Below are 23,907 nucleotides of genomic sequence, written 5' to 3' on the forward strand. Positions count from 1 at the left end.
CGCGCCGCGGGTTATGCTAACGCCCTGACCAGCTCGAGGGGACGCCGGCAATATGGCCGAGGGCACGCTGCAACGCGACGACGGCGAGAGCATCGCCTACGACCACCTGCCGGGGACCGGCCCCGGCATCGTTTTTCTCTCCGGATTCAACTCCAACATGCAGGGCGATAAGGCCCTCGCCCTGGCGCAGTGGTGCGCCGAGCAGGGGCGCCAGTTCACCCGCTTCGACTACTTCGGCCACGGCGCCTCCAGCGGCGACTTCGCGGCCGGGACTATCGGCCGCTGGATCGATGACGCGGTCGCGGTGTTCGACGCGGTGACCACCGGGCCGCAGTTGCTGGTCGGCTCCTCCATGGGCGGCTGGATCATGCTGCACCTGGCCCTGGCGCGACCGCAGCGGGTGAGTGCCCTGGTCGGCATCGCCGCCGCGCCGGACTTCACCGCGACCTTGCGCGAGGGACGCCTCGGCCCCGAGCAGATGCTGCAGCTGGAGTTGTCCGGCGCCTGTGACATTCCCAATTGCTACGACGATGGCGAGCCGTACACGATCAGCCGCGAACTGCTCGACGAGGGCGAGACACACCGCCTGCTGACCCGCGAGCACATCGCGATCGACGTGCCGGTGCGCCTGCTGCACGGCCAGTGCGACCCGGACGTGCCCTGGGAGCGTTCGCTGCTGCTGGCGGAAAAACTGCGCGGCGAGGATGTCGAGGTCACCCTGGTCAAGGATGGTGACCACCGCCTGTCGCGGCCGCAGGACCTGGCGCGGCTGTTGCGCACCGTGGACACGCTGTCGCGACAGCTCGCCCCGGGCTAAGGCGCAAACGCGGTGCGCGCACCTGGGTTGCTACTGCTGTGCCTGCTGCTGTGCCCGGCGCTGGCCGGATGCGACAGCTACCCGGTCAAGAATATCGTCAAGTCCGATGTCGACCTGGTGGCGGACCAGTTCATCGACGAATCGCGGCGCCTGGTGCGCGAACTCACCGTGAAGCTGTACCGGCGCAACCCCGGTGAGCTGGCCAAGATTCCCGGCATGACCATCGATATGCGCCTGGCGCAGCTGCGCGCCACCGAGGGACCGTTGGTGTTCGAGGAATTGCGCGGGGCGCAGGAGACCCAGGCCCTGGAGCTGGTGTTCGACCCGCATTTCAAGGGCGACCGGGTGTTCGCCCTGGTGGTCGGGTTGGGCGGCATGCTGCGCCACGCCTACGGCTACAACGACGAGCTGTTCATGTTCGACACACTGGAGCCGGAGAAACTGGCCACCAGCGCGCACAATGTCGAGGTATTGTCCTGGAAGCTGCGCAGCAAGCACCGCCCGGACGGCGAGCCCTGGATCATCACTAGCCACTATCACGGCGTGACCGACAACCTGAGTTTCGAGCGCCTGTTCGGCAAGCTGATCGTGCTGCAGGAGATGATGGCGCGCATCGCCGACGACGCCGACTACCGGCGCGTGACCAAGGTGCTGCATGCGGCGGGTTCGGTGTTCATCCCGCTGCCGATCTGAACCCGGCGCGCCGCCTCAGGTGGTGATGATCAGCCGCAGCGCTTGCAGCTGCAGGCCGGCGTGGCGGATGTGCACCGCGCATTCGTCGATGCGGTAGCGCAGGTACTCCAGCTCTTCCTCGCGGATGCTCGGGTTGACCTCGCGCAGCGCCTCCAGGCGCGCCAGCTCGGCTCCCAGCTCCTCGCGCATGCGCGCCTCCGCCGCCGGCAGGATGTCGCGCAGACGCTCCTCGGCGATGGCGTTGGCCAGGGTCATCTTGGCATCCACCTCCTTCTGCACCTGCTTGATGATGGCCAGCGCGGTGTGCTTCTTGACCTTCTCGATCAGCGTGTTGAGCCGCGCGTGGGGTACCAGGTCCGCCAGTTGCTTACCGCGCGCATCCACCAGCAGGCGGATCGGCGTGAGCGGCAGGAAGCGGTCCACCTGCAGGGCGCGGGGTGCCACGCAGTTGACCGTGTACAGCGCCTCCAGCAGCATCGTCCCCGGCGGTACGCCCTTGAGCTTGAGGGTGCCCAGGGCGGCGTTGCCGAGTTCCGTGGAGTGCACCATGTCCATCGCTTCCTGCGTGATGGGGTGCTCCCAGGTGGCGAAGACCAGGTCCTCGCGGGCCAGGGCGCGCTCGCGGCTGAAGGTGATCGTGGTGCCCTCGTCGGTCACGCCCGGGAAGTGTCCGGTGAGCATGTGTTCCGAGGGGCGCAGCACCTGGGTGCGTTCGGAGTGGTACTCGCAGTCCACGCCGAAGGCCTCGCACAGTGCCTCGAGGTAGTTCTCCAGGGTGTCGTCGTCTTCCAGTGACTGCACCTCCTCGATGAGGCCGAGGGCGACGTCGCGCCGGCAGGAGTTGCGTTCCAGCAGCCGGTCGCGGCCCTCGCGTAGCTCTTCCCGGGTGCGCAGGGTGAACTCCGCGGTGTCGTTGAGCAGGGCATCGAAGTCCGCATCGCGCTGCGCCAGCTGGGCGCGCAGGCGCTCTTCGAAGTGGGTGAAGATCAGGTAGCCCGCGCTGCAGCTGTCGCGGAACAGGTCGATGCCGCGGTCGTACCAGTCGAGCAGGGTTTCCTGGGCGCTGCCTTCCAGGTAGAGCACGTGGATCTGCACGTCGCCGCGCTGGCCGATGCGGTCGAGGCGGCCGATGCGCTGTTCCAGCAGGTCCGGGTTCAGCGGCAGGTCGAACAGGATCAGGTGCTGGGCGAACTGGAAATTGCGCCCCTCGCTGCCGATCTCCGAGCACACCAGAGTCTGCGCGCCGCCGGCCTCGTCGGCGAAGTAGGCCGCCGCGCGATCGCGCTCGATGATCGACAGCCCCTCGTAGAAAGCCGCGGAGCGGATGCCGGCGCGCAGGTGCAGGTGGTGTTCCAGGGCCACCGCGGTGTCGGCGCGGGCACAGATGACCAGCGCTTTTTCCGGGCGCATGGCCTTGAGTGTGTCCACCAGCCAGTCCACCCGCGGGTCGAAATCCAGCCAGCTGTCGTCGACGTAGGGCGATTCCGGGAACAGCCGCGCGTCGTCGTCCACCTCGGCCAGGGCATAGGCCTCCGGCAAGGGCAGCGGGTGGCGGTGCAGCACGCGCTGCGGGAAGCCCTGCACCGTGGCGCGGGTGTTGCGGAACAGCACGCGGCCGGTGCCGTGGCGGTCGAGCAATTGCTCCAGCAGCTCCGGCGGCGGCAACGCGCGGTCCATGTCTGACGGCAGGTCCGCAGGAACCTCCCCGCGCGCCAGCGCGTCGGCCATGTCGCCCAGGGCGCGGTAGCCCTCTTCCTGGGCGATGAACGCCTCGAGGTCGTGGAAGCGCGCCGGGTCGAGCAGGCGCAGGCGCGCAAAGTGGCTCTCGCGGCCGATCTGCTCCGGGGTCGCGGTGAGCAGCAACAGGCCCACGCAGCAGGCGGCCAGGCTCTCGACAAAACGGTAATCGTCGCCGGCTTCCTGCGGTGACCAGTGCAGGTGGTGGGCCTCGTCGACCACCACCAAGTCCCAGCCCGCCGCCAGCGCCTGTGCCTGGCGCTCGGGATCGTCGAGGAACAGGCCCAGGCTGCACAGCACCTGCTGCTCCTGCTCAAAGGGGTTGCCGTCGCCGCTCTCGTCCATTTCGGACAGCCGCTCGGCGTCGAACAGGGCGAAGTGCAGGTTGAAGCGGCGCAGCATTTCCACCAGCCACTGGTGCAGCAGCGAGGGCGGCACCAGGACCAGCACCCGCCCGGCGCGGCCGGTGAGCAGCTGCTGCTGCATGATCATGCCCGCCTCGATGGTCTTGCCCAGGCCCACCTCGTCCGCCAGCAGCACCCGCGGTGCGTGGCGGCGGCCGACTTCCGCGGCGATGTACACCTGGTGCGGTAACAGGCTGGTGCGCGAACCCATCAGCCCGCGCGCGGGGCTGGTCTGTAGCCGGTGCATGTGCTGCAGGGTGGCCACGCGCAGGGCGAAATCCTCGTGGCGATCGAAGTGCCCGTTGAGCAGGCGCTGCTGCGGCGTGGTCAGCTGGACGAAGGCGTCCAGCTCGAGTTCGGAGACGGTCATCTCCTGCTCGTGGTGATCCAGGCCGGTGTACAGCAGCAGGCCCTGGTGCTCGTCGACGGCGGTCACCACCAGCTCGACGCCCTCCACGGTGCTGATGTGGTCGCCATCCTTGAAGCGCAGCCGGGTGAGCGGCGCGTTGTCCATGGCGTAGGTGCGCTCCTCGCCGACGGCGGGGAAGGCGAGGGTGACGCGGCGTCCGTCGACGCCGACCACGACGCCGAGGCCGAGTTGCGCGTCCGCGTGGCTGACCCAGCGCTGTCCAATCAGGTATTCCATCAATCCTCCGCGAAAAACAGGGCGTGGCTGTTGGCGTAGGCCTGCGCCAGCAGGGCTTCCACCGGCATGCCCATGCAGGACGCCACCTGCTCGGCGATGAACGGCAGGTAGAAAGGCGCGTTGGGACGACCGCGGTACGGCACCGGCGTCAGGTAGGGCGCGTCGGTCTCCAGCACTGCCTGTTGCGGCGGCGTGGCGGCGATCACCTCGCGCACGTTGTCCGCGGCCTTGAAGGTGGCGATGCCGTTGAAGCCGAGCATGAAGCCCTCGCCCAGGCAGTACTGCGCCAGCGCCAGGGATGAGGTGAAACTGTGGATGACGCCATGCCGTGGCAGGCGGCCGCTGAAGTTGGCGAGGATGGCGCGGGTGTCGTCGTCCGCCTCGCGGGTGTGGATGACCACCGGCAGCTCGAGGTCGACGGCGATCTGCAGCTGGCGCTCGAAAACTTCGCGCTGCACCGCGCGGTCGGCGTGGTCGTAGTAGTAATCGAGGCCGATCTCGCCCACCGCGACCAGGCGCGCGTCGCTGGACAGGGCGCTGCGGATGCGCGCGTCGACCTCGTCGCTGTAGTGCTCCGCCTCGTGCGGGTGAATGCCCTGGGTGCCCCACACGCGCGGCGAGTGCTGAGCCAGCGCACGCACCGTGTCCAGGTTGCCCGGGGACACGGCGATGGTGACGATCTTCTCCACGCCCACTTCCTCGCTGCGCGCGAGGGTCGCGTCCAGCGCCTCGGCGTCCAGGTAGTCCAGGTGGCAGTGGGTCTCGACGATGGGCGTATCGAAACGCGGAATGTCCCGCTTGGGCTGCTTGCTCATGACGACAGAGTTGTTCTCGCTTACCTCGTTGCGCTGACCCGCTGGCGCAGTTTGCGCGGGTGGGCCGGGCGCAGCTCGCGGATGGTATCGCTGATCTGCCCCCAGAGCCAATTGTGCAGCGGCGAGTTTTCCGTGCGCTGGTGCGCCACCAGCACGTAGTCGACGATGACATCCGCCAGCGTCGGCAGGGGCAGGGCGGTGATGCCCTGGCTCAGCGTCTCGTTCTGGGTCAGGTACGAGGGCCCGGGCATATAGTAGTCGGTATTGCGCAGTACTTCGATGGCGGTCATCAGGTGGGAGATTTCCAGCGAGCCCTGGGCGCGGGCGGAGAGCTGGTCGATCTGCACCAGCAGGCTGCGCTCCTCCGCCTGGTTGCGGTCGGACACGTACAGTCGGATCACCGGGTAGTTGTTGAGCGCCTCGAGGTCGCCCGGTGTGCGGCACAGGGGGTGGTTCTCGCGCACCAGGATGGCCGGCGGGCTGCCGCCCAGGCGTTCCACCCGGAACGCGGGGCCGTAGTGTGCCTGGTTGATGTGCAGGGCGAAGTCGAGGTTGCCCAGCGCCAGCTGCTCCAGCTGGTTCTCCACCCGGGTGACGATGCGCAGGTTCAGCCGCGGCGCGCGTTCCTGCAGGCGCTCGGCCAGGGTGGGCAGCAGGGTCACGCCGATGTACTCGGACATGGCGATGGTGATCTCGGCGTCGGCGCGGGTCGGGTCGAAGCGCTGGCCGCTGACCAGCTGGCTGATGCCGCCGAGGATGTCGCCCAGCTGGTGGGCCAGTTGCAGAGCCCGTGGCGTGGGTTGCATACGATGGCCGCTGCGCGTGAACAGGGGGTCGTCAAACAGCTCGCGCAGTCGCGACAGGGTCTTGCTCATGGCCGGCTGGGTGATGTGCAGGCGCTCGGCGGACCGCGACACGCTCCGCTCCTCCAGTAAAACCTGTAATGAAATCAGTAAGTTAAGATCAATCCTGGCGAGCTCGCGGGTATCCATGGCACACTATGAATCTGGTTCATGTTCTTTATGAGAATAATACATTAGATACATAGTAATGCGAGCGATAGTATGGATTCCATCGTGAGAGACGAACCCCGGACGCCGGGTTGACCGACGCCGCCAGGCATTGGTTGAAGGCGCCCCATCCAGGTCCGAACAAGTTGACTTTCCAACCCGCCGTCAGGCGGGTTTTTTTTGCCCGGGCCCCAGCCCCCGTCCGGTTCAGGCGTTGTTCAGGACCATGATGGCGCCGGAGGCCTCCACCGAACCGCGGGTGCGCCACTCGACCACCTCGGCGCAGTGCTTGTCGGCGCAGCGCTCGGCAATCTCGAAGAACGGCGAGCGTTCCGGGTCGGCGATGAGGATCTGCTTGACCCCGGCCTTGACCGCGCGGTTCACCAGGTTGGTGACCGGTTTGACCAGTTCGTCCCAGAAGCAGATGTCGGCGGCGATCAGCATGTCGTACTTTTCCAGCTTGCGGGTGCTGAGCTTCTCGAAGCGCGAGACCAGGTGCTCGGTCTCCACGCCGTTGAGGTCCGCGGTGGCCTGCAGGTAGGGGAAGACCTCCGGATCTGCGTCCACCGAGGTCACTTTTGCGCCGAGTTCCCGCGCGCACCAGATGCCGGAGATACCCCAGCCGCAGCCCACGTCGAGCACGCGCTTGCAGTGCTCCGGCGGGTTCCGCTTCAGGTAGTCGATGAGCAGCGCGCTGGATTTCCAGAACTTGTTGCCGTGAATCGAGGGCTCGTGCCCCTGCCGCTTGATACGGCGGATAGCGGGGTGGGAGCCGGTCGGGATTCTCACGCCGCGGAAACGGCGTTCGGTGCGGATCTTCTTGGCCAAGGCGGGTTCCTTGCTGGTGACCGGCACGGTTGTGCCCGAAGCGCTTCAGGAGGCGCGACGGGGCCGTGCAGGGGTTTCCGGATGGTCGACGAACGCCCCGCCGAACGGTGCGCCGCCTCCGGATTGTACCGCGTTGCTGCGGCGAGTGCAGTCACGCGGTGCATGTCCCTGAAAGTGGACGAATTTGATTACAGGCGATTTCATTTGGTGGTGCGGTCGGTATTCGTGGGATAGGATTAAAGCACATGAAATGTCGGTATTTATCGACGCCAAAGAGGTAGGGACCCATGACAACTGCTGTCCGGCAGGTTGAGCTGCTGGCGAAACAACGTCCGCGGCAGGCGCGGGCCAAGCGAACCTACGACGCCATCCTGACGTCCGCATCGGAATTGCTGGTGGAGGTGGGAATCGAGCGTATCTCGACCAACCTGATCGCCGAGCGTGCCGGTGTCACCGTGCCGGCGCTGTACCGCTATTTTCCCAACAAGTACGCCGTGATCCACGCGCTGGGCACGCGCCTGATGCAGAAGCAAAATGCCGCCTTCGCCACTTGGCTGACCGGTTTTCTCGAGCGCGAGAATGCCTCTGAGGTGCTGTACCACGGCCACGTGGTGCTGCGGCTGATCTACGACGTCATTCGCAACGAACCGGCGGGGATCGAGATCTTCAATGCCCTGCGCGCGATGGCGCCGCTGCGCGAGTTGCGCCTGGTGTCGCGGCGTGAAGCTGCCGACGGCCTGGCCAATTTCATGTCGGAGGTGGCGCGGGTGCCGCGCGACGAGACGCTGACCATGCACTCGCGCATGACCGTCGATCTCGCCTGTGGCGTGGTGGAGATGGCCATCGAGGACAACCAGCTCGACCCTGACGTGGTCATGCGCGAAGGCGCACGCATGCTACAGGAGTACTGGCGGCCGTATATCCGTCTGTAACCCGGGCAAGTCCTTTTGCAGGCGCTGGCCGCCGGTCCGGGGGTAGCGACCGGGTACGCGCCGCCTTCTGGCGGACAACAGGCGTACCGGTCACCTCCGGCCCGGAGGTGGAAACGCAAACTGCTATCGGGCGCGACACCGCCAGGTGGCGCGCCCAGGGCGAAAATCAGGTTTTGAGGACGTTTTCCGCCTGCAGGCCCTTGGGGCCCTCAACCAGGTTGAACTCGACCGTCTGGCCTTCGTTCAGGGTGCGATAGCCATCGCCCTGGATGGAACGGAAATGCACGAAGACATCGGCGTCACCTTCCTCCCTGGTGATGAACCCAAATCCCTTGGCGTTGTTGAACCACTTCACCGTGCCACTTACACGATTTTCCATACCACTTTCCTCGGTTTTACCTATTGCTTTTATTATGCTCCGCTGCCCATGGGAGCAGCGGAGACTTGAAACCGGTGTTGCCGTGGCGACCTAGAGCTGGCTGATGCGTTGCTCCTGTTCCTTGAGCTTCTGCAACGCCAGTTCCTGCGCCTGCATCTTCTCCCGCTCCTTGGCGACTACCTCGGCGGGAGCCTTGTCGACGAAATTGCTGTTATTCAACTTGCCCGCGATGCGCTTCAGCTCGGTTTCGAGCCGGGTGACCTCTTTCGACAGGCGCGCCAATTCTGCGTCCTTGTCGATCAGGCCGGCCATGGGGATCAAGATTTCGAGCTGTCCTACCAGGGCCGTCGCCGCCGCGGGGGCTTCGTCGCCTTCTTCCAGCCAGACTATGTCAGACAGTTTGGCCAGCTTTTTCAGGAACGTGGCATTTTCTTGCAATCTGCGTTTATCGTCTTCGCCGCCGTTCCGAAGTTGTACTGTGAGCTCTTTACCCAACGAGATTTTCATCTCGCCGCGGATGTTGCGGATGCCCACAATGACACCTTTGAGCCATTCTATATCCGCGTTCGCGGCGCTGTCCATAGCTTCGGGCGCACTGTTCGGGAAGGGCTGGAGCATGATGGTGGGGCCGGATTTGCCCGCCAGGGGCGCCACGCTCTGCCAGATTTCCTCGGTGATAAACGGCATCAGCGGGTGCAGCAGGCGCAGCCAGGCTTCGAGTACGCGGATCAAGGTACGCCGCGTGCCGCGCACGGCGGCCTCACTGGCCTCGGGGTCACCCAGTGCCGGCTTGGACAGTTCCAGGTACCAGTCGCAGTACTCGTTCCAGATGAATTCGTGCAGTGCCTGCGAGGCGTGGTCGAAGCGGTAGTTCTCGAACGCGCGTTCGACCGCCGCCTCGGTCTCCTGCAGCTTGCCGATAATCCAGCGGTCGGCGAGGCCGAGTTCCACCGGCAGGCTCTCGTCCTGGCCGCAGTCCTGGCCCTCGCAGTTCATCATCACGTAGCGCGCGGCGTTCCAGATCTTGTTGCAGAAGTTGCGGAAGCCCTCGATACGCCCGATATCGAACTTGATGTCGCGTCCGGTGGAGGCCAGCGAGTAGTAGGTGAAGCGCAGTGCGTCGGTGCCGTAGGGCGCAATGCCCTCGGGAAACTGCTTGCGCGTGGCCTTCTCGATTTTCGCCGCGAGTTGCGGCTGCATCATGCCCGAGATGCGCTTGGTGACCAGGGTTTCCAGGTCGATGCCGTCGATCAGATCGATGGGGTCGAGCACGTTGCCCTTGGACTTGGACATCTTCTGGCCCTCCGCATCGCGCACCAGGCCGTGCACGTAGACCGTATGGAACGGTACCTCGTTGCGGAAATGCAGGGTCATCATGATCATGCGCGCGACCCAGAAAAAGATGATGTCGAAGCCGGTGACCAGCACCGAGGTGGGGTGGAACTTTGCCAGTTCCGGCGTTTCCTCGGGCCAGCCCAGGGTGGAGAAGGTCCACAGGGCAGAGGAGAACCAGGTGTCCAGTACGTCGTCGTCCTGGCGCAGGCTCATCTCGTCGGCGAGCTGGTGTTGCTCGCGCACCGCCCGCTCGGATTCGCCGACATAGACGTGGCCGTGGTCGTCGTACCAGGCCGGGATGCGGTGGCCCCACCACAGCTGGCGGCTGATGCACCAGTCCTGGATGTCGCGCATCCAGGCGAAATAGGTGTTTTCCCACTGCTTGGGTACGAACTGGATGTCGCCGTTTTCCACCGCCTCGATGGCCGGGCCGGCCAGGGCGCGGGCGTCCACGTACCACTGGTTGGTGAGGTAGGGCTCGATGACCACGCCGGAGCGGTCGCCGCGCGGCACCTTCAGGGTGTGGTCGTCGATCTTCTCCAGCAGGCCCAGCGCGTCGAGGTCGGCGACGATCTGCTTGCGCGCGGCGAAGCGGTCCATGCCCAGGTAGGCTTCCGGGGCCTCACCGCCGATGGCCGCGTCGTCGTCGAGGATATTGATCAGCGGCAGGCCGTGGCGCTTGCCCATCTCGTAGTCGTTGAAATCGTGGGCCGGCGTGATCTTCACGCAGCCGGTGCCGAACTCGCGGTCGACGTAGTCGTCGGCGATTACCGGGATCTGGCGCCCGGTCAGTGGCAGCTCGACCATGCGCCCGACCAGGTGGGCGTAGCGCTCGTCCTCCGGGTGCACCGCGACGGCGGCGTCGCCGAGCATGGTTTCCGGTCGGGTGGTGGCGACCACCAGGTGGCCCTCACCGCCAGCCAGCGGGTAACGGAAGTGCCACAGGTGGCCCTTCTCCTCCTCGGAGACCACCTCGAGGTCGGAGATCGCCGTATGCAGTACCGGGTCCCAGTTGACCAGGCGCTTGCCGCGGTAGATCAGGCCCTCGCGGTACAGGCGGATGAAGACTTCCTGCACGGCGTTGGACAGGCCCTCGTCCATGGTGAAGCGCTCGCGCGACCAGTCCAGCGAAGCGCCCAGGCGGCGCAGCTGGCGGGTGATGGTGCCGCCGGACTCCTCCTTCCACTCCCAGACTTTCTCGATGAACTGTTCCCGGCCCAGGTCGTGGCGGCTGACGCCCTGCGCCTCGAGCTGGCGCTCGACGACCATCTGCGTGGCGATACCGGCGTGATCCGTGCCCACCTGCCACAGGGTGCTCTCGCCGCGCATGCGGTGGTAGCGGATCAGGGCGTCCATGATGGTTTCCTGGAAGCCGTGGCCCATGTGCAGGCTGCCGGTGACGTTGGGCGGCGGGATCATGATGCAGTAGGCGCCGTCGCCGTCGCGCGGGGCGAAGTAGCCTTTGCTCTCCCATTCCTGGTACCAGCGGGACTCGATCTCGGCGGGTTGGAAGGTCTTATCCATCGGTCGGGATATCCGGGGAAGATTCTGGAAGGGGCGCGATTATACGCGATGTCCCGGGGCCTTTACAGGCGCGCGCCGGGGTGCGCAAGGCCTACAGGTCGTGCTTTTCCAGCTGGTAGCCGCGCTCGCGGTACAGGCGCCAGGCGTCGCGCAGGGCCTGCAGGGATTCCGGGTCCTGGGTGACCACTTCGGCCACCCGCGCGAAGCGGGAAAAGAACGCGGGGGGCTGCAGTTGCAGGTTGATGAGCAGGTCCGCGTGGTCGCCCGGGTCCTGGCCCCAGCCGATGACGACCGGTTCGCCGTCCTGTTCGCCGGCCAGGGCGTGGGGCAGGAAGCTCTCGGCGCGAAAGCCCCACAGCAGTTCGTCCAGCGTCTTCGCCTGCTCCCGGTCCACCGCGTTGATGAAGATGCGGTGGCCCTGGGCGAAGGCTTTATCTGCAAGGCGCGCGGCGACCTGCAGGCGCTGGCCCGCGCCAGCGGCCTGCACCACGTAGAAGCCGACCCGGGTCACGTGGCGGCGTCAGCCGGTGCAGTCGCGCAGGTAGCGGGTGAGCAGGCCGACCGGGCGTCCGGTCGCCCACTTCGGCGCGCTGTCCCAGGCGGTGCCGGCGATATCCAGGTGCGCCCAGGCGTACGCCTTGGTGAACTCGGCGAGGAAGCACGCCGCGGTAACGCTGCCGGCGGTCGGTCCGCCGATATTGGCGAGGTCGGCGAAGTTGCTCTGCAACTGCTTGGTGTACTCGTCCCACAGCGGCATGCGCCAGGCGCGGTCGTGGCTCTCGACCCCGGCGGCGAGCAGGGCATCGGCCAGTTCATCGCGGTTGCTGTACAGGCCGCTGGCATGTGAGCCCAGCGCGACCACGCAGGCACCGGTGAGGGTGGCGATATCGATCACCGCCTCGGGCTTGAAGCGCTCGACGTAGGTCAGTGCGTCGCACAACACGAGGCGGCCCTCGGCGTCGGTGTTGAGGATCTCGATGGTCTTGCCGGCCATGCTCTTGACCACGTCACCGGGCTTGGTGGCGTTGCCGGCGGGCATGTTCTCCGCGGCGGCGATCACGCCCACCACGTTGAGCGGCAGTTCCATCGCGGTCACCGCGGTCATGGTGCCGAGCACGCTGGCGGCGCCGCCCATGTCGAATTTCATCTCGTCCATCTTCAGGCCGGGCTTGAGCGAGATGCCGCCGCTGTCGAAGGTGATGCCCTTGCCCACCAGCACCTGCGGTTGCTGGGATTTCTTGCCGCCGCTGTACTCCATGACGATCAGCCGCGCCGGTTCGGTGGTGCCGGCGGTCACCGAGAGCAGCGAGTGCATGCCCAGTTCACGCATGCGCTTTTCGTCCAGCACCTGCACCTTGAGCTTGCTGTTGCCGCGCGCCAGCTTGCGCGCCTGCTGCGCGAGGTAGCTGGGGGTGCAGATATTGGCCGGCAGGTTGGCGAGGTTGCGCGCCGCGTTGACGCCCAGGCCAGTGGCGGCGCCGTGGTCCAGTGCGCGTTGCGCGGTGCTCTTGCCCGCGCCGGTGCTCACCGCGACGCGCGCCAGCGTCAGCGCCGGCTTGGGCTCGGCGACGGTCTCGGTGTAGCGGTAGGCGCCGGTGACCAGGCCGTGGGCGATGGTCTCCAGCAGCCAGGCGGCGTCGGCGTCGGTGACCTCCAACTCGTCGAGCAGCAGCAGGGCATCCTTGGCCTTGCAGGCGTTCAGCGCGGTATACAGCGCCCTGGCCAGTTCGCGCGCCGCGCCGCGGTCGAAATCCTTGCGCGCCCCGCAGCCCAGCAGCAGGATGCGGGCGGCGCCGCCGGCGCCGGGTAGCATCACGCTCTGGCCGCGCTTCGCGCTGAAGTCCTTCAGCGCCAGGGTTGCGCCCAGCGCGCCGTTGCCGGCTTTGTCCAGGGCCTTGCCGGCGCTGCCGAGTTCACCGTCGCTGTACAGGGGAAGAACTGCGCACTGGGTCCGCGCCTTGCTGGCGTCGGAGACTGCACGAACTGAAAATGCGATGCCGCTCATGGGGATAACCTCAAACTTGATGCCCGCGCTAGTGTATGATGTTGCGCGCCCAAACTGAACCGTAGCCCCGTGTCCCAGGCATGAAAATCCTGCGCTATCTTGCCCGCGACGTGCTCACCCACATGGTGGCGGTGAGTTTCGTGCTGCTGGTGATCATCTTCAGCGGCCGGTTCGTCAAGTATCTGGCCGAGGCCGCCAGCGGCGACCTTGCCGCGGACATCCTGCTGCCGGTCATGTTCTATCGCATGCCCGGTTTCCTTGAACTCATTCTCCCGCTGGGGCTGTTTATCGGCATCCTCATGGCCTATGGGCGACTCTACGTGGAAAGCGAGATGGTGGTGCTCACCGCCTGCGGGCTGAGTCCGGGCCGCCTCGCGCTGTACACGCTGCTGCCGGCGGGCGTGGTCATGGCAGTGGTGGCCCTGCTCAGCCTGTGGGTCACGCCGCTGGGTGCCTCGCACTCGGAAGCGCTGCTGCATGCGCCGGAATCCTCGGCCGGTCCCAATGCGGTTGCCGCCGGGCGCTTCCAGGTGCAGCGCGGCAGCGAGACCGTGACCTACGCGCAGACGCTCTCCCCGGAAGGCGTGATGCACGACGTGTTCCTGTCCGATGGCGGTGCCGACGAGCGCGGCCGCCCGCGACTCCAGGTCACCGTGGCCGAGGAGGGCGAGGTGCGCTTCGACCCGGACAGCGGCGTGCGCTACCTGGAACTGCGCAACGGCTACCGCTACTCCGGCTATCCCGGCGAACTGGATTACCGCGTGGTGCAGTTCCGCCGCTACGGCGAGATGCTGCCGGAACCCGAGGGCGGCATTCGCACCGCGGACCCGGTGGACGGGCGCGCCACGCGCGTCCTGTTGCATTCCAGCGAGCCGGAGAACGTTGCCGCCCTGCACTGGCGGCTGTCGCTGCCGGTGATGGTGCCCATCGTCGCGATCATCGCCCTGTGCATGAGCCGCACGGATCACCGGCGCGGGCGTTACATCAAGATGGCCCCGGCGTTCATTCTCTACCTCGTCTACCTGGTACTGCTGGCGCGTATCCGCGGCAGCATCGCCGACGGCGACGGTGGGCCGCTGCGCCTGTGGAGCGTACACCTGCTGTTCGCGATGCTGGCCCTGGGCATGCTGTATTCCAGCCAACTGCTTGGCTGGCTGCGGGCGAGACGCCATGCGCAGGCTTGACCGCTACATCGGCACGGTAGTGCTGGCCGCCATCGGCCTGGTGCTGGCCGTGATCGTCGGCCTGGACGCGGTCGCCGCATTTATCGATGAGGCGGAGGATATCTCGGACACTTACAGTTTTGCCGAGGTCAGCCTGTACATCCTGCTCACGCTGCCGGGCCGCTGCTACGAGTACATTCCCTTTGCCGCGCTGATCGGCTGCCTGCTGGGGCTGGGGCAACTGGCAAGTTCCAGTGAGCTGGTGGTGATGCGCGCAGCGGGGGTGTCCACCGGCCGCCTGGTGTGGACCGCGCTGCAGCCGGCGCTGCTGGTCGCAATACTCGGCTTCGTGCTCGGCGACCAGGTGGCACCGCATACCGACCGCATGGCGGAAACCCGCCGCGCGTTGGCCCAGGACCCGAGCGAGGCGTTCAGCGGTCGGCACGGTATCTGGAGTCGCGAGGGCAGTACCTTCCTGCACTTCAATGCGCTGGAGCCCGCCGGCGTGGTGCACGGCATCATCCTGTTGCAGTTCGACGAGCAGCGCCGCCTGCTCACCGCGCTGCGCGCGAGCCGCGCCACCTACGCCGGCGGGCGCTGGCTGATGCGCGACGTGGTGCAGACACACTTCAGCAGTTGGCAGACCACGCGCGAGACCTTACCGCAGTTGTACTGGGAAACCGGTATCACGCCGGACCTGCTCACCCTGGTGGTGGTGGAACCGGCGCAGTTGTCGCTGGCCGACCTGTACCGCTACAGCCGCTACCTGCACAGCCAGGGTATGGAGTCTGAAGACTACCGCCTTGCCCTGTGGCGCAAGATCCTGCAGCCGCTGGCGGTCGGGGCGCTGGTACTGGTGGCGATCTCGTTCATCTTCGGCCCGCTGCGCGAGGGTACGGTGGGTTTTCGTATTTTCGCCGGGGTCATTATCGGCATCGCCTTCCGCACCAGCCAGGACCTGCTCGGCCCGGCAAGCATGGTATTCGGGTTCGATCCGGTGTACGCCGCGTTGCTGCCGATTGTGGCCTGCGCGCTCGCCGGCTTCGCCCTGCTGGCCCGCGCGCGCTAGTCGCCGGCGGGCGGCTTCTTGTCGCGGCTGCGCCGGGGCAGCAATACCAGGTGAGTGGCGGAGATGTAGTCGTGCCAGTAGCGCTCGTTGCGGTCGACCAGTTTCCACAGGTAACCGAGTCCGGCACAGGCCAGCGACAGTGTGGCTCCGGCGCAGCGCATCAATGCCTGGCGCAGGGTGAGTTTGCCGCCGCCATCGCTGACCAGCTGGATGCGCCAGGCCTGCATGCCCAGGGTCTGGCCGCTCTTGATCCAGAACGCGCTGTAGAAGCCGAACAGGCACACCACGATCACCCCTTGTTCGAGTACCGGTGGTAGAACTTCGCGTTCACCGCCGCTGAGCCAGAACGTGAGGCCCAGCACGATGGCGCTGGCGACGAAAATCAGGGCGATGACCAGCAGTGCGTCATAGACCATGGCCATGAGGTGACGCAGCAGGGAGGGCGAGGGCAGGGGCGTGGCTTCTTGCATGGCCGGCATTCTAGCAACTCGGCGGGCCTTTGTCGGTGGCCGGTGGCGTGCTAAATTGCCGCCACAGGTGGAGCGGGCCATGCATGTTCTATTGATCGAAGACGACACCTCGGTCGCCGATTTCATCGTCGGCGAACTGGATAAAGCGGGCTACCAGTGCACGCACCGCGCCGACGGCGACAGCGGCTACGCCGCGGCGCTGGAGGGCGACTACGATATCTGGGTTATCGACCGGATGCTGCCGGGCAGGCCCGGCCTGACCCTGTTGCGCGAGTTGCGCGAGGGCGGCCTGGACACGCCGGCACTGGTGCTGAGCGCCCTGGGCGATGTCGACGAGCGGGTGCGCGGCCTGCAACTGGGCGCGGACGACTACCTGGTCAAGCCGTTTTCCATGGAGGAATTGCTCGCGCGACTGGAGGTGTTGCAGCGGCGGCGCTCCGCGAGCACCGACACCACTACCCGTCTCCAGGTCGAGGATTTGTGCATGGACCTGCTGCAGCAACAGGTGACCCGCGGTGGCCAGGAGGTGGTGCTGCAACCGCGCGAGTACAAATTGCTCGAATACCTGATGCGCCACGCTGGCCAGGTGGTGACCCGGGGCATGCTGCTGGAGCACGTCTGGGGGTACAACTTCGACCCGCAGACCAATGTCATCGACGTGCATGTCTCGCGCCTGCGCCAGAAAATCGACCGCGAGTTCGGCGGGCCACTGTTGCACACCGTTCGCGGTGCCGGATATCGCCTGGGCAGCGCCGACGCATGAGCCGGGAAATGAGCCGGGTGCGGCGCGTCCTGCGCAGCCTCACCTTCCGTTTCGTGGTCAAATACCTGCTCGCCCTGACCGGCACCGTGCTGGTCATCACCCTGTTGCTGTACGCGCAGTACAGCTATCGCTATTTCCGCGAGCTCTCCACCAGCATCCTCGAGGAGCAGGAGACCCTGGTGCTGGTGTATCGCGGCCAGGGCCTGGCGGGCCTGCGCCAGTATGTGATGGACCAGCGCGACGCCAACCTGCTCGATCGCTTTCACTACATGGTGCTGGACCCGGACGGTGAACTGCTGGCCGGCGACTTGCCGCGCACCACGAGCTACCGGGTCTTCGATGACGGCTGGCTGGACCTGGAAATGGGACTGCTCAAGTGGGGCGAGTCGGTGGATGCCGACTTCCTCGCCCGCATCACCGAACTGGGGGATGGGTATCGCGCGGTGGTGGCGCGCGATTACGGCTCCGTGGTGTTCAGCGGCCGGCTGGTGTTTACCACGCTGGCGCGCGCCATGCTCGCCACCATCGTGCTCGGCCTGGTGGGCGGTTACTTCGTCGCCAGCCGCAGCATGCAGCACGTGGAGTGGCTGGGCCAGGAGATGTCGCGCATCGTGCGCGGGGACCCCGCGCAGCGCCTGCAGGTGGAAGACAGCGGCAACGCCAGCGAACTGGCCGCCGTCATGAACCGCATGCTGGACCAGACCGAATCGCTGATGCAGGGCATGCGCAGCATCTCCGACAACATCGCCCACGACCTGCGCACACCGCTGGGCCGGCTGCGCAATCAACTTATTCGCCTGCGCGACACCCTGCCCGCCGAGCGCCAACCCGAGGTCGAGACCCTGGTGGCCGATTGCGACAGCCTGTTGCAGTCCTTCAGTGCGGTGCTGCGCATCTCCACGCTGGAATCGGGCAACCGCTACACCGGCAAGCGCGAGGTCGACCTGGGCCGCGTGCTGCGCGACGTGGTCGAGCTGTACGAGCCGCTGGCCCACGAGAAGTCGATCGAGGTTGTCTTCAGCGTGCCGCCCTTCGCGGCCAAGACCCGCGGCGACGCGGACCTGTTGTTCCAGCTGTTTGCCAACGTGCTGGACAACGCCATCAAGTACACGCCGGAGCAGGGCAGTATCCGCGTGCAGCTATCCACCCAGCACGGCGGGGAATTCGACCATCGCGTGTGTATCGAGGATACCGGCCCGGGGATTTCCGCGGAGCACTGGGGCGACGTGTTCCGGCGTTTTTACCGCGTCGACCCGAGCCGCTCGGCGCAGCCGGGGCACGGGCTGGGCTTGAGCATGGCGCAGGCCATCGCCCAGTATCACGGCGGGGTGGTGGACCTGGCGGACAACCAGCCGGGCCTGCGGGTGGTGATCCGGCTGCCCTGAAGCCTCAGCGCTGGACCGAGAGGTGGTCGGTGTTGGGGGCCGCCTCGTCGTGGCGACGCCGGTACTGAGCCTCGAGAACATCACTGCCCTCGGGGGCGACGGCCATATGCGTCAGGTCGAGCTCGGGGAATTCCTCGTCAACCGATGAACAGTCGCTGAAATCCGTGCCCGCCGGCGACAGGTCGATGGCGCTGGTGTCAGGGGTAATCGGGGTGACGTTGCTGGGCAGGGTCGGGATGGTCTCGCCGACAGCGCCCATGTCCATGTGACTGGTATCCGGCGCAGGCGGTGCGGGCGGCGGCTCACTGGACAGCCGGCCGTAGTCGCCCTCGGTGGCCAGGTCGGAAATATCGACCTCCACCTCGGCAACCACGGCCTGCTGGCGTTCTTCGGCGCTCAGCAGGTGGGTACCCGCAGGGGCCAGCGACAGGCCGGTCTCCGGGTCCACCTCGGGTGCCGGGGGAGTCTCCGGTTCGGGCTTGCTGATGGTGATGTCAGGTGCTTCGGCCAGGGCGGCGATGCGCTCGGCCATGCTGAGTTTCTTCTGTGCTGCGGGTTGCTGCTGTGCGCCCACCGCGGCGGCCGGGCGGGGTGCAGGCTGCGCGGCGTCTGCTGCCTGGCTGGCCGGGACGGCCTTGATCACCGGCCTGGCGCCGGCTCTTTCCATCGCCTGCTTGTATTTGAGGGCGGTGGGTTTGTCGCATTCGCGCTTGACCAGTTGCGGCTTGCCGCTGAACAGCTTTTCGAGCGTGGCTTCACCGGCGTTGAACAGCTTCGCCAGGCGGGCGCGGACCTCGGCCTTCTCGTGGCCTTCCAGCACTTCACCCGCGAAAAAAATATTGTAGAGAGGTTGCATGCCCTTTCCCCGCGACTGGTTTAACGAAGTATACGCTCTACCCCGGGGGTGGTCTCGTTCCTGCGCGGGGGTTTGCGACCCAGGTCACAACTTGGCGCAGGCGGCTTTTTTACCCCTTGCGCGGCGAGTCCGGCGCATCCGTCTCTGGCGCGGTATAATCACCCGGAGTTATATGGAGGTATTCCCGTGACGATCCAGCAATCCATCGAAACCAAGCTCAACTCCGGCCTGCAACCGGAATTGCTCGAAGTCATCAACGAGAGCCACATGCACAGCGTGCCGCCGAATTCGGAGACCCACTTCAAGGTGACCCTGGTCAGCGCCGCCTTCGACGGCAAGCGGCATGTCGCCCGCCACCAGCTGGTCTACGGCCTGCTCGGCGAGGAAATGGGCGGACCGGTGCACGCGCTGGCCCTGCACACTTACTCGCCGCAGGAATGGGCCCAGCGCGGTGCCGCCGCGCCCGATTCGCCGGCCTGCCTGGGTGGTTCCAAGCAAGAGGCGCACTGAATGTCCCAGCCCGTGGTGGTCGCGGCGCTGTACCGTTTCGTGACGTTGGACGACTACCGTGACCTGCGTGAGCCGCTGCTAAACCGGTGTCTCGAGGCGGGGACGCGCGGCACCTTGCTGCTCGCGCGCGAGGGAATCAACGGCACCATCGCCGGCAGCCGTGAGGCCATAGACGCGGTGCTCGCCTACCTGCGCTCGGACCCGCGGCTGGCGCAGCTCGAGCACAAGGAGTCGAGCGACGACTCGATGCCTTTCCTGCGCATGAAGGTCAAACTCAAGCGCGAGATCGTGACCATGGGGGTGGACGGGATCGATCCCAATCGCCTGGTCGGCACCTATGTGAAACCCGCACAGTGGAACGCGCTGATCGACGACCCCGAGGTGTTGCTGCTGGATACCCGCAACGACTACGAGTGCGCCATCGGCACATTCCGCGGCGCCCGCGACCCGCAGTTGAACAGCTTCCGCGAATTCCCCGACTACGTGCGCCGCGAACTCGACCCGGCCCGCCACCGCAAGGTGGCGATGTTCTGCACTGGCGGCATCCGCTGCGAAAAAGCCAGCGCCTGGATGCTGGAGCAGGGCTTCGAGGAGGTGTATCACCTGGAGGGCGGGATACTCAAGTATCTCGAGGAAGTCCCCGAGGCGCGCAGCAGCTGGCAGGGCGAGTGCTTCGTCTTCGACAACCGTGTCGCGGTGAATCACCGCCTGGAAAAAGGCAGCTACGACCAGTGCTATGGCTGTCGGCGGCCGATCACCGAGGCGGACAAGGTCTCCCCGCTGTATATGCGCGGTGTCTGCTGCCCACACTGCCACGACAGCCTGAGTGCCGACCAGGTCGCGCGCTTCAGCGAGCGCCAGCGCCAGGTGGAACTGGCCGGGCAGCGCGGCGAAACCCACGTGGGTGCAGCGCCGCCGGAGCGCCAGCGGGATTCCTCCGCAGACTAATCGAGATGGCGCCGCAGGGCGCGGTGAAAGCCACTCACCGGCACGAAAATACTGACGCTCACGCCGTCGCCGCGGGAAACCACGCCGTACAGCCGGGCGACACCTGCCGGGTCCAACTGCACAACAGCTCCGCCCGAGGCGCCCTTGAACGCCCGGCAGTCGCTCTCGGTTTCTGCCCTGTTTTGGCGCGTGATGCGACACCCGGCATCGTAGGTCAGCGCCGTGCCACCCGCGCCCAGGCCGGCATCGCCTGAATAGCCGGCCATGGTCACCGGCAGCGCCCCGTCCGCCGGCTCGGATGACCACAGCAGCGCGGGGACCTGCTGCCGCGGCACCCGCTGGTACAACTTGAGCAGCGCCCAGTCGGCCTGCATGCCGCCGCCATCTGCCACGCTATAGGCCTCGCGCTCCAGGCGCTCGCCGCTGGCGGTCAGCAGGCTTACCGTAATCGGCTTGCTGAGGTCGCTGTAGTCCTCCAGGCAGTGCCAGGCGGTGACCAGGGTGTTGGCGTCCTTGTCCGCGCCTGCGGTGACCAGGGTGGCGCTGCAGTTTTCGCGGCGGTGGCGGCTGTAGCCCTTTTCATAGCGCACCGCGGGCACCTGCAGTTTGCCGACCGCGCGCAGCCAGTCCGGCGAATCCGCGCTGAAAACCCGGCGCGCGTCTTCGCCCCCGGCGAGGGCAGCGAGGGGCAGGCTGCACAGCAGTGTGGCGAGGAGGCTTTGTCCAATGGTGGTGCGCGGCACGAATGGTTTCCGGAGGCGGGAACGATGCTGCGCCAGCTTGCCACAGGCGCTGCTTGCTGTAGAGTTTTTATTCCACCTGCCGCGCCGGCCACGCGCGCGGCGTTGCACTGTCGAGGATGCGCATGCCGGTCGAGTACCTGCTGGTACCTATCGCCTTTCTCACGTCCACGCTCACCGGGGTCATCGGCATGGGCGGCGGTGTGCTGTTGCTGGCCTGCATGCCCGGGTTGCTGCCCGTCGCGGCCATCTTCCCCCTGCACGCAGCGACCCAACTGGCCAGCAACGCCACCCGCGCGCTGTTCGGCTGGCGCGAGATCCAGTGGTCGATAGTGGCGCCGGTCGCCCTCGGCGCCGCGCTGGGCGCCGTGCTCGGCGGCAGTGTCTACGGTTCGCTCAACCTGCACTGGCTGCCGGCTATCGTCGGCGTGCTGATTCTGCTGATTACCTGGGTGCCGCTGCCCAGCCTGCCGGGCGCCGGGCGCTGGAGCCTCGTGCTGCTCGGCCTGTACCAGACCGGTCTCGGTATGCTTGCCGGTGCGACCGGCCCACTGGGTGCGGCGGTGCTGGCGCGGCGCAATCCGCGGCGCGACTGGGTGGTGGTGAACACCGGCGTGTACATGGTCATCAGCCACGTGTTCAGGCTGTTCGCGTTTACCGCCATCGGTTTCAGCTTCGCCGGCTGGTGGCCGCTGTTGCTGGCGCTGATTACCGCGGTGAGCGTCGGCTCATGGGTGGGTACGCGACTGCGCCACAGCGTCCCGCAAATGGATTTCCGCCGCTGGTTCCGCCTGCTGGTCAGCCTGCTCGCGCTGCGCATGATTGCGCTGCCGCTGCTCGGGGACTGAGCAGCTGCGGGCCTGTCGGCCGGCGTACTATACTGCCCGAGCCGAACTCACCACCGATGAGGTTTCCCATGCGCTGCCTGCTCGCCCTGCCCCTGTTGCTGTCGCTGTCCGCCTGTGCCGCTCCCGCCCAGACACCGCCGCCGCCCGGCGACCAGCCCCTGCGCGCGGACCCCACGCGCTATGCGGCGCGCACGCTGGTCTACGAATGTCGCGACGGGGAATTCATCGCCCGCACCGGGCCTGGGGAAATGGCGGTGTGGGTGGAGGACCGCTACGCAGTGCTCTCCCAGGTGCGCAGTGGCTCGGGCGCCAAGTACCAAGAGGGTGACATCCTGTTCTGGAGCAAGGGCGACGAGGCGATACTGGATGTCGGCACCCGCAGCTACCGCGAATGCCGGCTGAACCCGGCGCGGGTGCCCTGGGAAGACGCCCGCCGTCGTGGCATCGATTTTCGCGCGGCGGGCAATGAACCGGGCTGGCACGTCGAGGTGCGAGAGGGCGACCGCCTGCTGTTTATCGGCGACTACGGCGCCACCCGCAAGATGTTCGACCAGCCGGTCTCTGCGCATGACGCGCAGCGCTCCACCTGGTCGGCCTCCCTCGACGGCGACCTGATCGAGATCACTGCCGAATGGGTGGAGTGCCAGGATACGATGAGCGGCGCGCGCTACCCGATGAGCGTGGAACTGCGCCTCAATGAGAACCACTACCGCGGCTGCGGCATGCAGCTTGAGCACCCCTGGGAATAATACCGAAAATCACCGCGCCGGACCGGGGCGGGGCGTTACCTTGATGGAGGTCAATGTCGGCGCCCCCGCCGCTGCCTAAGATGCATGCCAAGTGGTTGGGGAAGCCATGGACTTCCCACCCGTTTCCAGAGATAGGAGTGCATCATGAAAAAAGTAATCAACCTGGCATTGGCGGTGGCTCTCGCAAGTGGCGCCGTGGCAACCCAAGCCTATGAAGCCGGCGACCTGATCCTGCGCGCAGGCATCGTGACTGTGGACCCGAACGCCAGCTCAGACAAAATCGACCTGGGTGTGGAGGGCGTTCCTGTCCTCGAAGCAGATGTCGACTCCGACACCCAACTGTCCATCATCCCGGTGTGGATGGTGACCGACATGTTCGGCCTCGAACTGTTGGCCGCGACCCCCTTCGAACACGACATCAGCGTCGGCGGCGGTGGCCTCGACCTGGATGCCGGTTCCACCAAGCACCTGCCGCCGACCCTGACGGTCCAGTGGTACCCGCGCGGTGGCCAGTCCGGCTGGCAGCCCTACTTGGGCATCGGCCTGAACTACACCTACTTCTTCGACGAGAGCGTCGACGGTGAGCTCAAGGGCGCGCTGGGCGCGGTCCTGGGCGCAACCGATGCGGACCTCAAGCTCGACGATTCCTTCGGCCTGTCCGCCTCTGCCGGTGTCGACATCCCCCTGGGCGAGCACTGGTCAATCAACGCTGGCGTCTGGTACATCGACATCCAGACTGAAGCCGAGCTGACTGCCAAGTTTGCCGATGGCAGCAAGGTGCCGGTCAAGTTCGACGTCGATATCGACCCCTGGGTTTACAACTTCGGTATCGCCTACAAGTTCTGAGTGCCTGAGTGAGAGACTCTCGCTGCCGACATTTGTCGGCCATGACCCCGCAGCGATGCGGGGTTTTTTTTTGCGCTCCGTTTCGTGCGCTGGTGAGGGTATTTGCTGGCCGGCAGGCGCGGGCAAGGTAAGCCCCCGCAGCTCAGATGAAGTCTATTCGCTTCGGGGGCTTACCTTGCCCGCACCCGCCTCTTGCGGGTACTACCCCAACGGTGATCGCTCGCTGGAGCCCGGTGTGCTTCGGGGCGCCGTGAGATGCTCGGGAGAACCGCTCTTAAGATCGCGCCCCTCCGGGGTGCCCTCGGTCGGTCGCGAGCCCGCGAGCGGTCTCGCTCCACTTCCTCGGCGCGTCTTTTGCGAGCGGTTCGCCCGAGCGTCTCACGGCTTGGATTTGGCGTATTTGGAGGGATACTTTTTCGCGGGTTCGCGGGTTCG

At 66.4% G+C, this 23,907-nt stretch carries 23 protein-coding genes; 12 read left to right on the forward strand and 11 right to left on the reverse strand.

Annotated features, from left to right (window positions below; translation table 11 throughout):
* Nucleotides 1-52 precede the first annotated feature (52 nt).
* Nucleotides 53-817, forward strand: a complete 765-nt coding sequence (locus tag E4634_RS17605) for an alpha/beta hydrolase (RefSeq protein WP_135445969.1) — start codon at nt 53-55, stop codon at nt 815-817.
* Between the two features lie 12 nt (nt 818-829).
* Nucleotides 830-1,510 (forward strand): hypothetical protein, encoded by a 681-nt coding sequence (locus E4634_RS17610; protein WP_240725231.1) that lies wholly within the window; start codon nt 830-832, stop codon nt 1,508-1,510.
* A 15-nt stretch (nt 1,511-1,525) separates the two neighbouring features.
* Here the strand turns inward: E4634_RS17610 and rapA are convergent, their stop codons facing one another.
* From rapA to E4634_RS17630, 4 genes are all read right to left on the reverse strand, one after another.
* Nucleotides 1,526-4,297, reverse strand: coding sequence for an RNA polymerase-associated protein RapA (gene rapA / locus E4634_RS17615; RefSeq protein WP_135445970.1), 2,772 nt, complete (start codon nt 4,295-4,297; stop codon nt 1,526-1,528).
* A complete protein-coding gene (locus tag E4634_RS17620) occupies nt 4,297-5,112 on the reverse strand; it encodes a TatD family hydrolase (protein WP_135445971.1) in 816 nt (271 codons plus the stop codon). The genes rapA and E4634_RS17620 overlap by 1 nt, the downstream gene beginning before the upstream one ends.
* Before the next feature lie 20 nt (nt 5,113-5,132).
* The gene (locus E4634_RS17625; RefSeq protein ID WP_135445972.1) at nt 5,133-6,104 is read right to left on the reverse strand and encodes a LysR family transcriptional regulator; all 972 of its coding nucleotides are present in this window, start codon (nt 6,102-6,104) and stop codon (nt 5,133-5,135) included.
* Between the two features lie 225 nt (nt 6,105-6,329).
* Nucleotides 6,330-6,950, reverse strand: a complete 621-nt coding sequence (locus tag E4634_RS17630; protein ID WP_240725233.1) for a class I SAM-dependent methyltransferase — start codon at nt 6,948-6,950, stop codon at nt 6,330-6,332.
* Between the two features lie 287 nt (nt 6,951-7,237).
* On the opposite strand from E4634_RS17630, the gene E4634_RS17635 reads away from it, so the two are divergent.
* The gene (locus E4634_RS17635) at nt 7,238-7,882 is read left to right on the forward strand and encodes a TetR/AcrR family transcriptional regulator (protein ID WP_135445973.1); all 645 of its coding nucleotides are present in this window, start codon (nt 7,238-7,240) and stop codon (nt 7,880-7,882) included.
* 166 nt (nt 7,883-8,048) lie between these two features.
* Here E4634_RS17635 and E4634_RS17640 read toward each other — a convergent pair whose 3' ends face one another.
* From E4634_RS17640 to E4634_RS17655, 4 genes are all read right to left on the reverse strand, one after another.
* On the reverse strand, nt 8,049-8,261 hold the full coding sequence (locus E4634_RS17640) for a cold-shock protein (RefSeq protein WP_135445974.1): 213 nt from the start codon (nt 8,259-8,261) through the stop codon (nt 8,049-8,051).
* Between the two features lie 90 nt (nt 8,262-8,351).
* Nucleotides 8,352-11,120, reverse strand: coding sequence for a valine--tRNA ligase (locus E4634_RS17645; RefSeq protein ID WP_135445975.1), 2,769 nt, complete (start codon nt 11,118-11,120; stop codon nt 8,352-8,354).
* A gap of 91 nt (nt 11,121-11,211) precedes the next feature.
* On the reverse strand, nt 11,212-11,631 hold the full coding sequence (locus E4634_RS17650) for a DNA polymerase III subunit chi (RefSeq protein ID WP_135445976.1): 420 nt from the start codon (nt 11,629-11,631) through the stop codon (nt 11,212-11,214).
* A gap of 9 nt (nt 11,632-11,640) precedes the next feature.
* A complete protein-coding gene (locus E4634_RS17655; RefSeq protein ID WP_135445977.1) occupies nt 11,641-13,125 on the reverse strand; it encodes a leucyl aminopeptidase in 1,485 nt (494 codons plus the stop codon).
* Between the two features lie 80 nt (nt 13,126-13,205).
* Between E4634_RS17655 and lptF the strand changes: the two genes are divergently transcribed.
* Together lptF and lptG are read left to right on the forward strand one after the other, a co-directional pair.
* A complete protein-coding gene (gene lptF / locus E4634_RS17660; RefSeq protein WP_135445978.1) occupies nt 13,206-14,309 on the forward strand; it encodes an LPS export ABC transporter permease LptF in 1,104 nt (367 codons plus the stop codon).
* Nucleotides 14,296-15,357: an LPS export ABC transporter permease LptG gene (gene lptG / locus E4634_RS17665; protein WP_135445979.1), complete on the forward strand. Its 1,062-nt coding sequence runs from the start codon at nt 14,296-14,298 to the stop codon at nt 15,355-15,357. The genes lptF and lptG overlap by 14 nt, the downstream gene beginning before the upstream one ends.
* Here the strand turns inward: lptG and E4634_RS17670 are convergent.
* The gene (locus E4634_RS17670; RefSeq protein WP_240725234.1) at nt 15,354-15,827 is read right to left on the reverse strand and encodes an RDD family protein; all 474 of its coding nucleotides are present in this window, start codon (nt 15,825-15,827) and stop codon (nt 15,354-15,356) included. The genes lptG and E4634_RS17670 overlap by 4 nt on opposite strands.
* A gap of 79 nt (nt 15,828-15,906) precedes the next feature.
* Between E4634_RS17670 and E4634_RS17675 the strand changes: the two genes are divergently transcribed.
* Nucleotides 15,907-16,590, forward strand: coding sequence for a response regulator transcription factor (locus tag E4634_RS17675; RefSeq protein ID WP_135445981.1), 684 nt, complete (start codon nt 15,907-15,909; stop codon nt 16,588-16,590).
* Nucleotides 16,587-17,975, forward strand: a complete 1,389-nt coding sequence (locus tag E4634_RS17680; protein ID WP_135445982.1) for a sensor histidine kinase — start codon at nt 16,587-16,589, stop codon at nt 17,973-17,975. The genes E4634_RS17675 and E4634_RS17680 overlap by 4 nt, the downstream gene beginning before the upstream one ends.
* Nucleotides 17,976-17,979: 4 nt before the next feature.
* On the opposite strand, the gene E4634_RS17685 is transcribed toward E4634_RS17680, so the two are convergent.
* Nucleotides 17,980-18,831, reverse strand: coding sequence for a hypothetical protein (locus E4634_RS17685; RefSeq protein ID WP_135445983.1), 852 nt, complete (start codon nt 18,829-18,831; stop codon nt 17,980-17,982).
* Nucleotides 18,832-19,017: 186 nt separating this feature from the next.
* Here E4634_RS17685 and E4634_RS17690 point away from each other — a divergent pair, with 186 nt between their 5' ends.
* Nucleotides 19,018-19,341, forward strand: a complete 324-nt coding sequence (locus E4634_RS17690; protein WP_135445984.1) for a BolA family protein — start codon at nt 19,018-19,020, stop codon at nt 19,339-19,341.
* Nucleotides 19,342-20,289: an oxygen-dependent tRNA uridine(34) hydroxylase TrhO gene (trhO, locus tag E4634_RS17695; protein ID WP_135445985.1), complete on the forward strand. Its 948-nt coding sequence runs from the start codon at nt 19,342-19,344 to the stop codon at nt 20,287-20,289.
* Here the strand turns inward: trhO and E4634_RS17700 are convergent.
* Nucleotides 20,286-21,032: a trypsin-like serine peptidase gene (locus E4634_RS17700; RefSeq protein WP_167854965.1), complete on the reverse strand. Its 747-nt coding sequence runs from the start codon at nt 21,030-21,032 to the stop codon at nt 20,286-20,288. The two genes, trhO and E4634_RS17700, sit on opposite strands and share 4 nt — an antisense overlap.
* A gap of 122 nt (nt 21,033-21,154) precedes the next feature.
* On the opposite strand from E4634_RS17700, the gene E4634_RS17705 reads away from it, so the two are divergent.
* From E4634_RS17705 to E4634_RS17715, 3 genes are all read left to right on the forward strand, one after another.
* Complete coding sequence (locus tag E4634_RS17705; RefSeq protein WP_167854966.1) at nt 21,155-21,877, forward strand: sulfite exporter TauE/SafE family protein; 723 nt, start codon at nt 21,155-21,157, stop codon at nt 21,875-21,877.
* Nucleotides 21,878-21,945: 68 nt separating this feature from the next.
* Nucleotides 21,946-22,626 carry an MliC family protein gene (locus tag E4634_RS17710; RefSeq protein WP_167854967.1) on the forward strand — a complete coding sequence of 227 codons (681 nt, stop codon included), beginning with the start codon at nt 21,946-21,948 and terminating at the stop codon, nt 22,624-22,626.
* Between the two features lie 144 nt (nt 22,627-22,770).
* Nucleotides 22,771-23,472 carry an OmpW/AlkL family protein gene (locus E4634_RS17715; RefSeq protein ID WP_135445989.1) on the forward strand — a complete coding sequence of 234 codons (702 nt, stop codon included), beginning with the start codon at nt 22,771-22,773 and terminating at the stop codon, nt 23,470-23,472.
* Nucleotides 23,473-23,907: the final 435 nt, after the last annotated feature.

It is taken from the genome of Mangrovimicrobium sediminis, from assembly GCF_004745945.1.
GTDB classification, from domain to species: domain Bacteria; phylum Pseudomonadota; class Gammaproteobacteria; order Pseudomonadales; family Halieaceae; genus Mangrovimicrobium; species Mangrovimicrobium sediminis.

Excerpts from the sequence above, each read along its gene's own strand:
- E4634_RS17680 (WP_135445982.1), top strand. The coding sequence starts at position 16,587 with ATGAGCCGGGAAATGAGCCGGGTGCGGCGCGTCCTGCGCAGCCTCACC.
- E4634_RS17705 (WP_167854966.1), top strand. The coding sequence starts at position 21,155 with ATGCCGGTCGAGTACCTGCTGGTACCTATCGCCTTTCTCACGTCCACG.
- E4634_RS17715 (WP_135445989.1), top strand. The coding sequence starts at position 22,771 with ATGAAAAAAGTAATCAACCTGGCATTGGCGGTGGCTCTCGCAAGTGGC.
- E4634_RS17685 (WP_135445983.1), bottom strand. The coding sequence starts at position 18,831 with ATGCAACCTCTCTACAATATTTTTTTCGCGGGTGAAGTGCTGGAAGGC.
- E4634_RS17645 (WP_135445975.1), bottom strand. The coding sequence starts at position 11,120 with ATGGATAAGACCTTCCAACCCGCCGAGATCGAGTCCCGCTGGTACCAG.
- E4634_RS17675 (WP_135445981.1), top strand. The coding sequence starts at position 15,907 with ATGCATGTTCTATTGATCGAAGACGACACCTCGGTCGCCGATTTCATC.
- E4634_RS17620 (WP_135445971.1), bottom strand. The coding sequence starts at position 5,112 with ATGAGCAAGCAGCCCAAGCGGGACATTCCGCGTTTCGATACGCCCATC.
- E4634_RS17710 (WP_167854967.1), top strand. The coding sequence starts at position 21,946 with ATGCGCTGCCTGCTCGCCCTGCCCCTGTTGCTGTCGCTGTCCGCCTGT.
- lptF (WP_135445978.1), top strand. The coding sequence starts at position 13,206 with ATGAAAATCCTGCGCTATCTTGCCCGCGACGTGCTCACCCACATGGTG.
- E4634_RS17605 (WP_135445969.1), top strand. The coding sequence starts at position 53 with ATGGCCGAGGGCACGCTGCAACGCGACGACGGCGAGAGCATCGCCTAC.
- E4634_RS17625 (WP_135445972.1), bottom strand. The coding sequence starts at position 6,104 with ATGGATACCCGCGAGCTCGCCAGGATTGATCTTAACTTACTGATTTCA.
- rapA (WP_135445970.1), bottom strand. The coding sequence starts at position 4,297 with ATGGAATACCTGATTGGACAGCGCTGGGTCAGCCACGCGGACGCGCAA.
- lptG (WP_135445979.1), top strand. The coding sequence starts at position 14,296 with ATGCGCAGGCTTGACCGCTACATCGGCACGGTAGTGCTGGCCGCCATC.
- trhO (WP_135445985.1), top strand. The coding sequence starts at position 19,342 with ATGTCCCAGCCCGTGGTGGTCGCGGCGCTGTACCGTTTCGTGACGTTG.
- E4634_RS17670 (WP_240725234.1), bottom strand. The coding sequence starts at position 15,827 with ATGCAAGAAGCCACGCCCCTGCCCTCGCCCTCCCTGCTGCGTCACCTC.
- E4634_RS17655 (WP_135445977.1), bottom strand. The coding sequence starts at position 13,125 with ATGAGCGGCATCGCATTTTCAGTTCGTGCAGTCTCCGACGCCAGCAAG.
- E4634_RS17635 (WP_135445973.1), top strand. The coding sequence starts at position 7,238 with ATGACAACTGCTGTCCGGCAGGTTGAGCTGCTGGCGAAACAACGTCCG.
- E4634_RS17640 (WP_135445974.1), bottom strand. The coding sequence starts at position 8,261 with ATGGAAAATCGTGTAAGTGGCACGGTGAAGTGGTTCAACAACGCCAAG.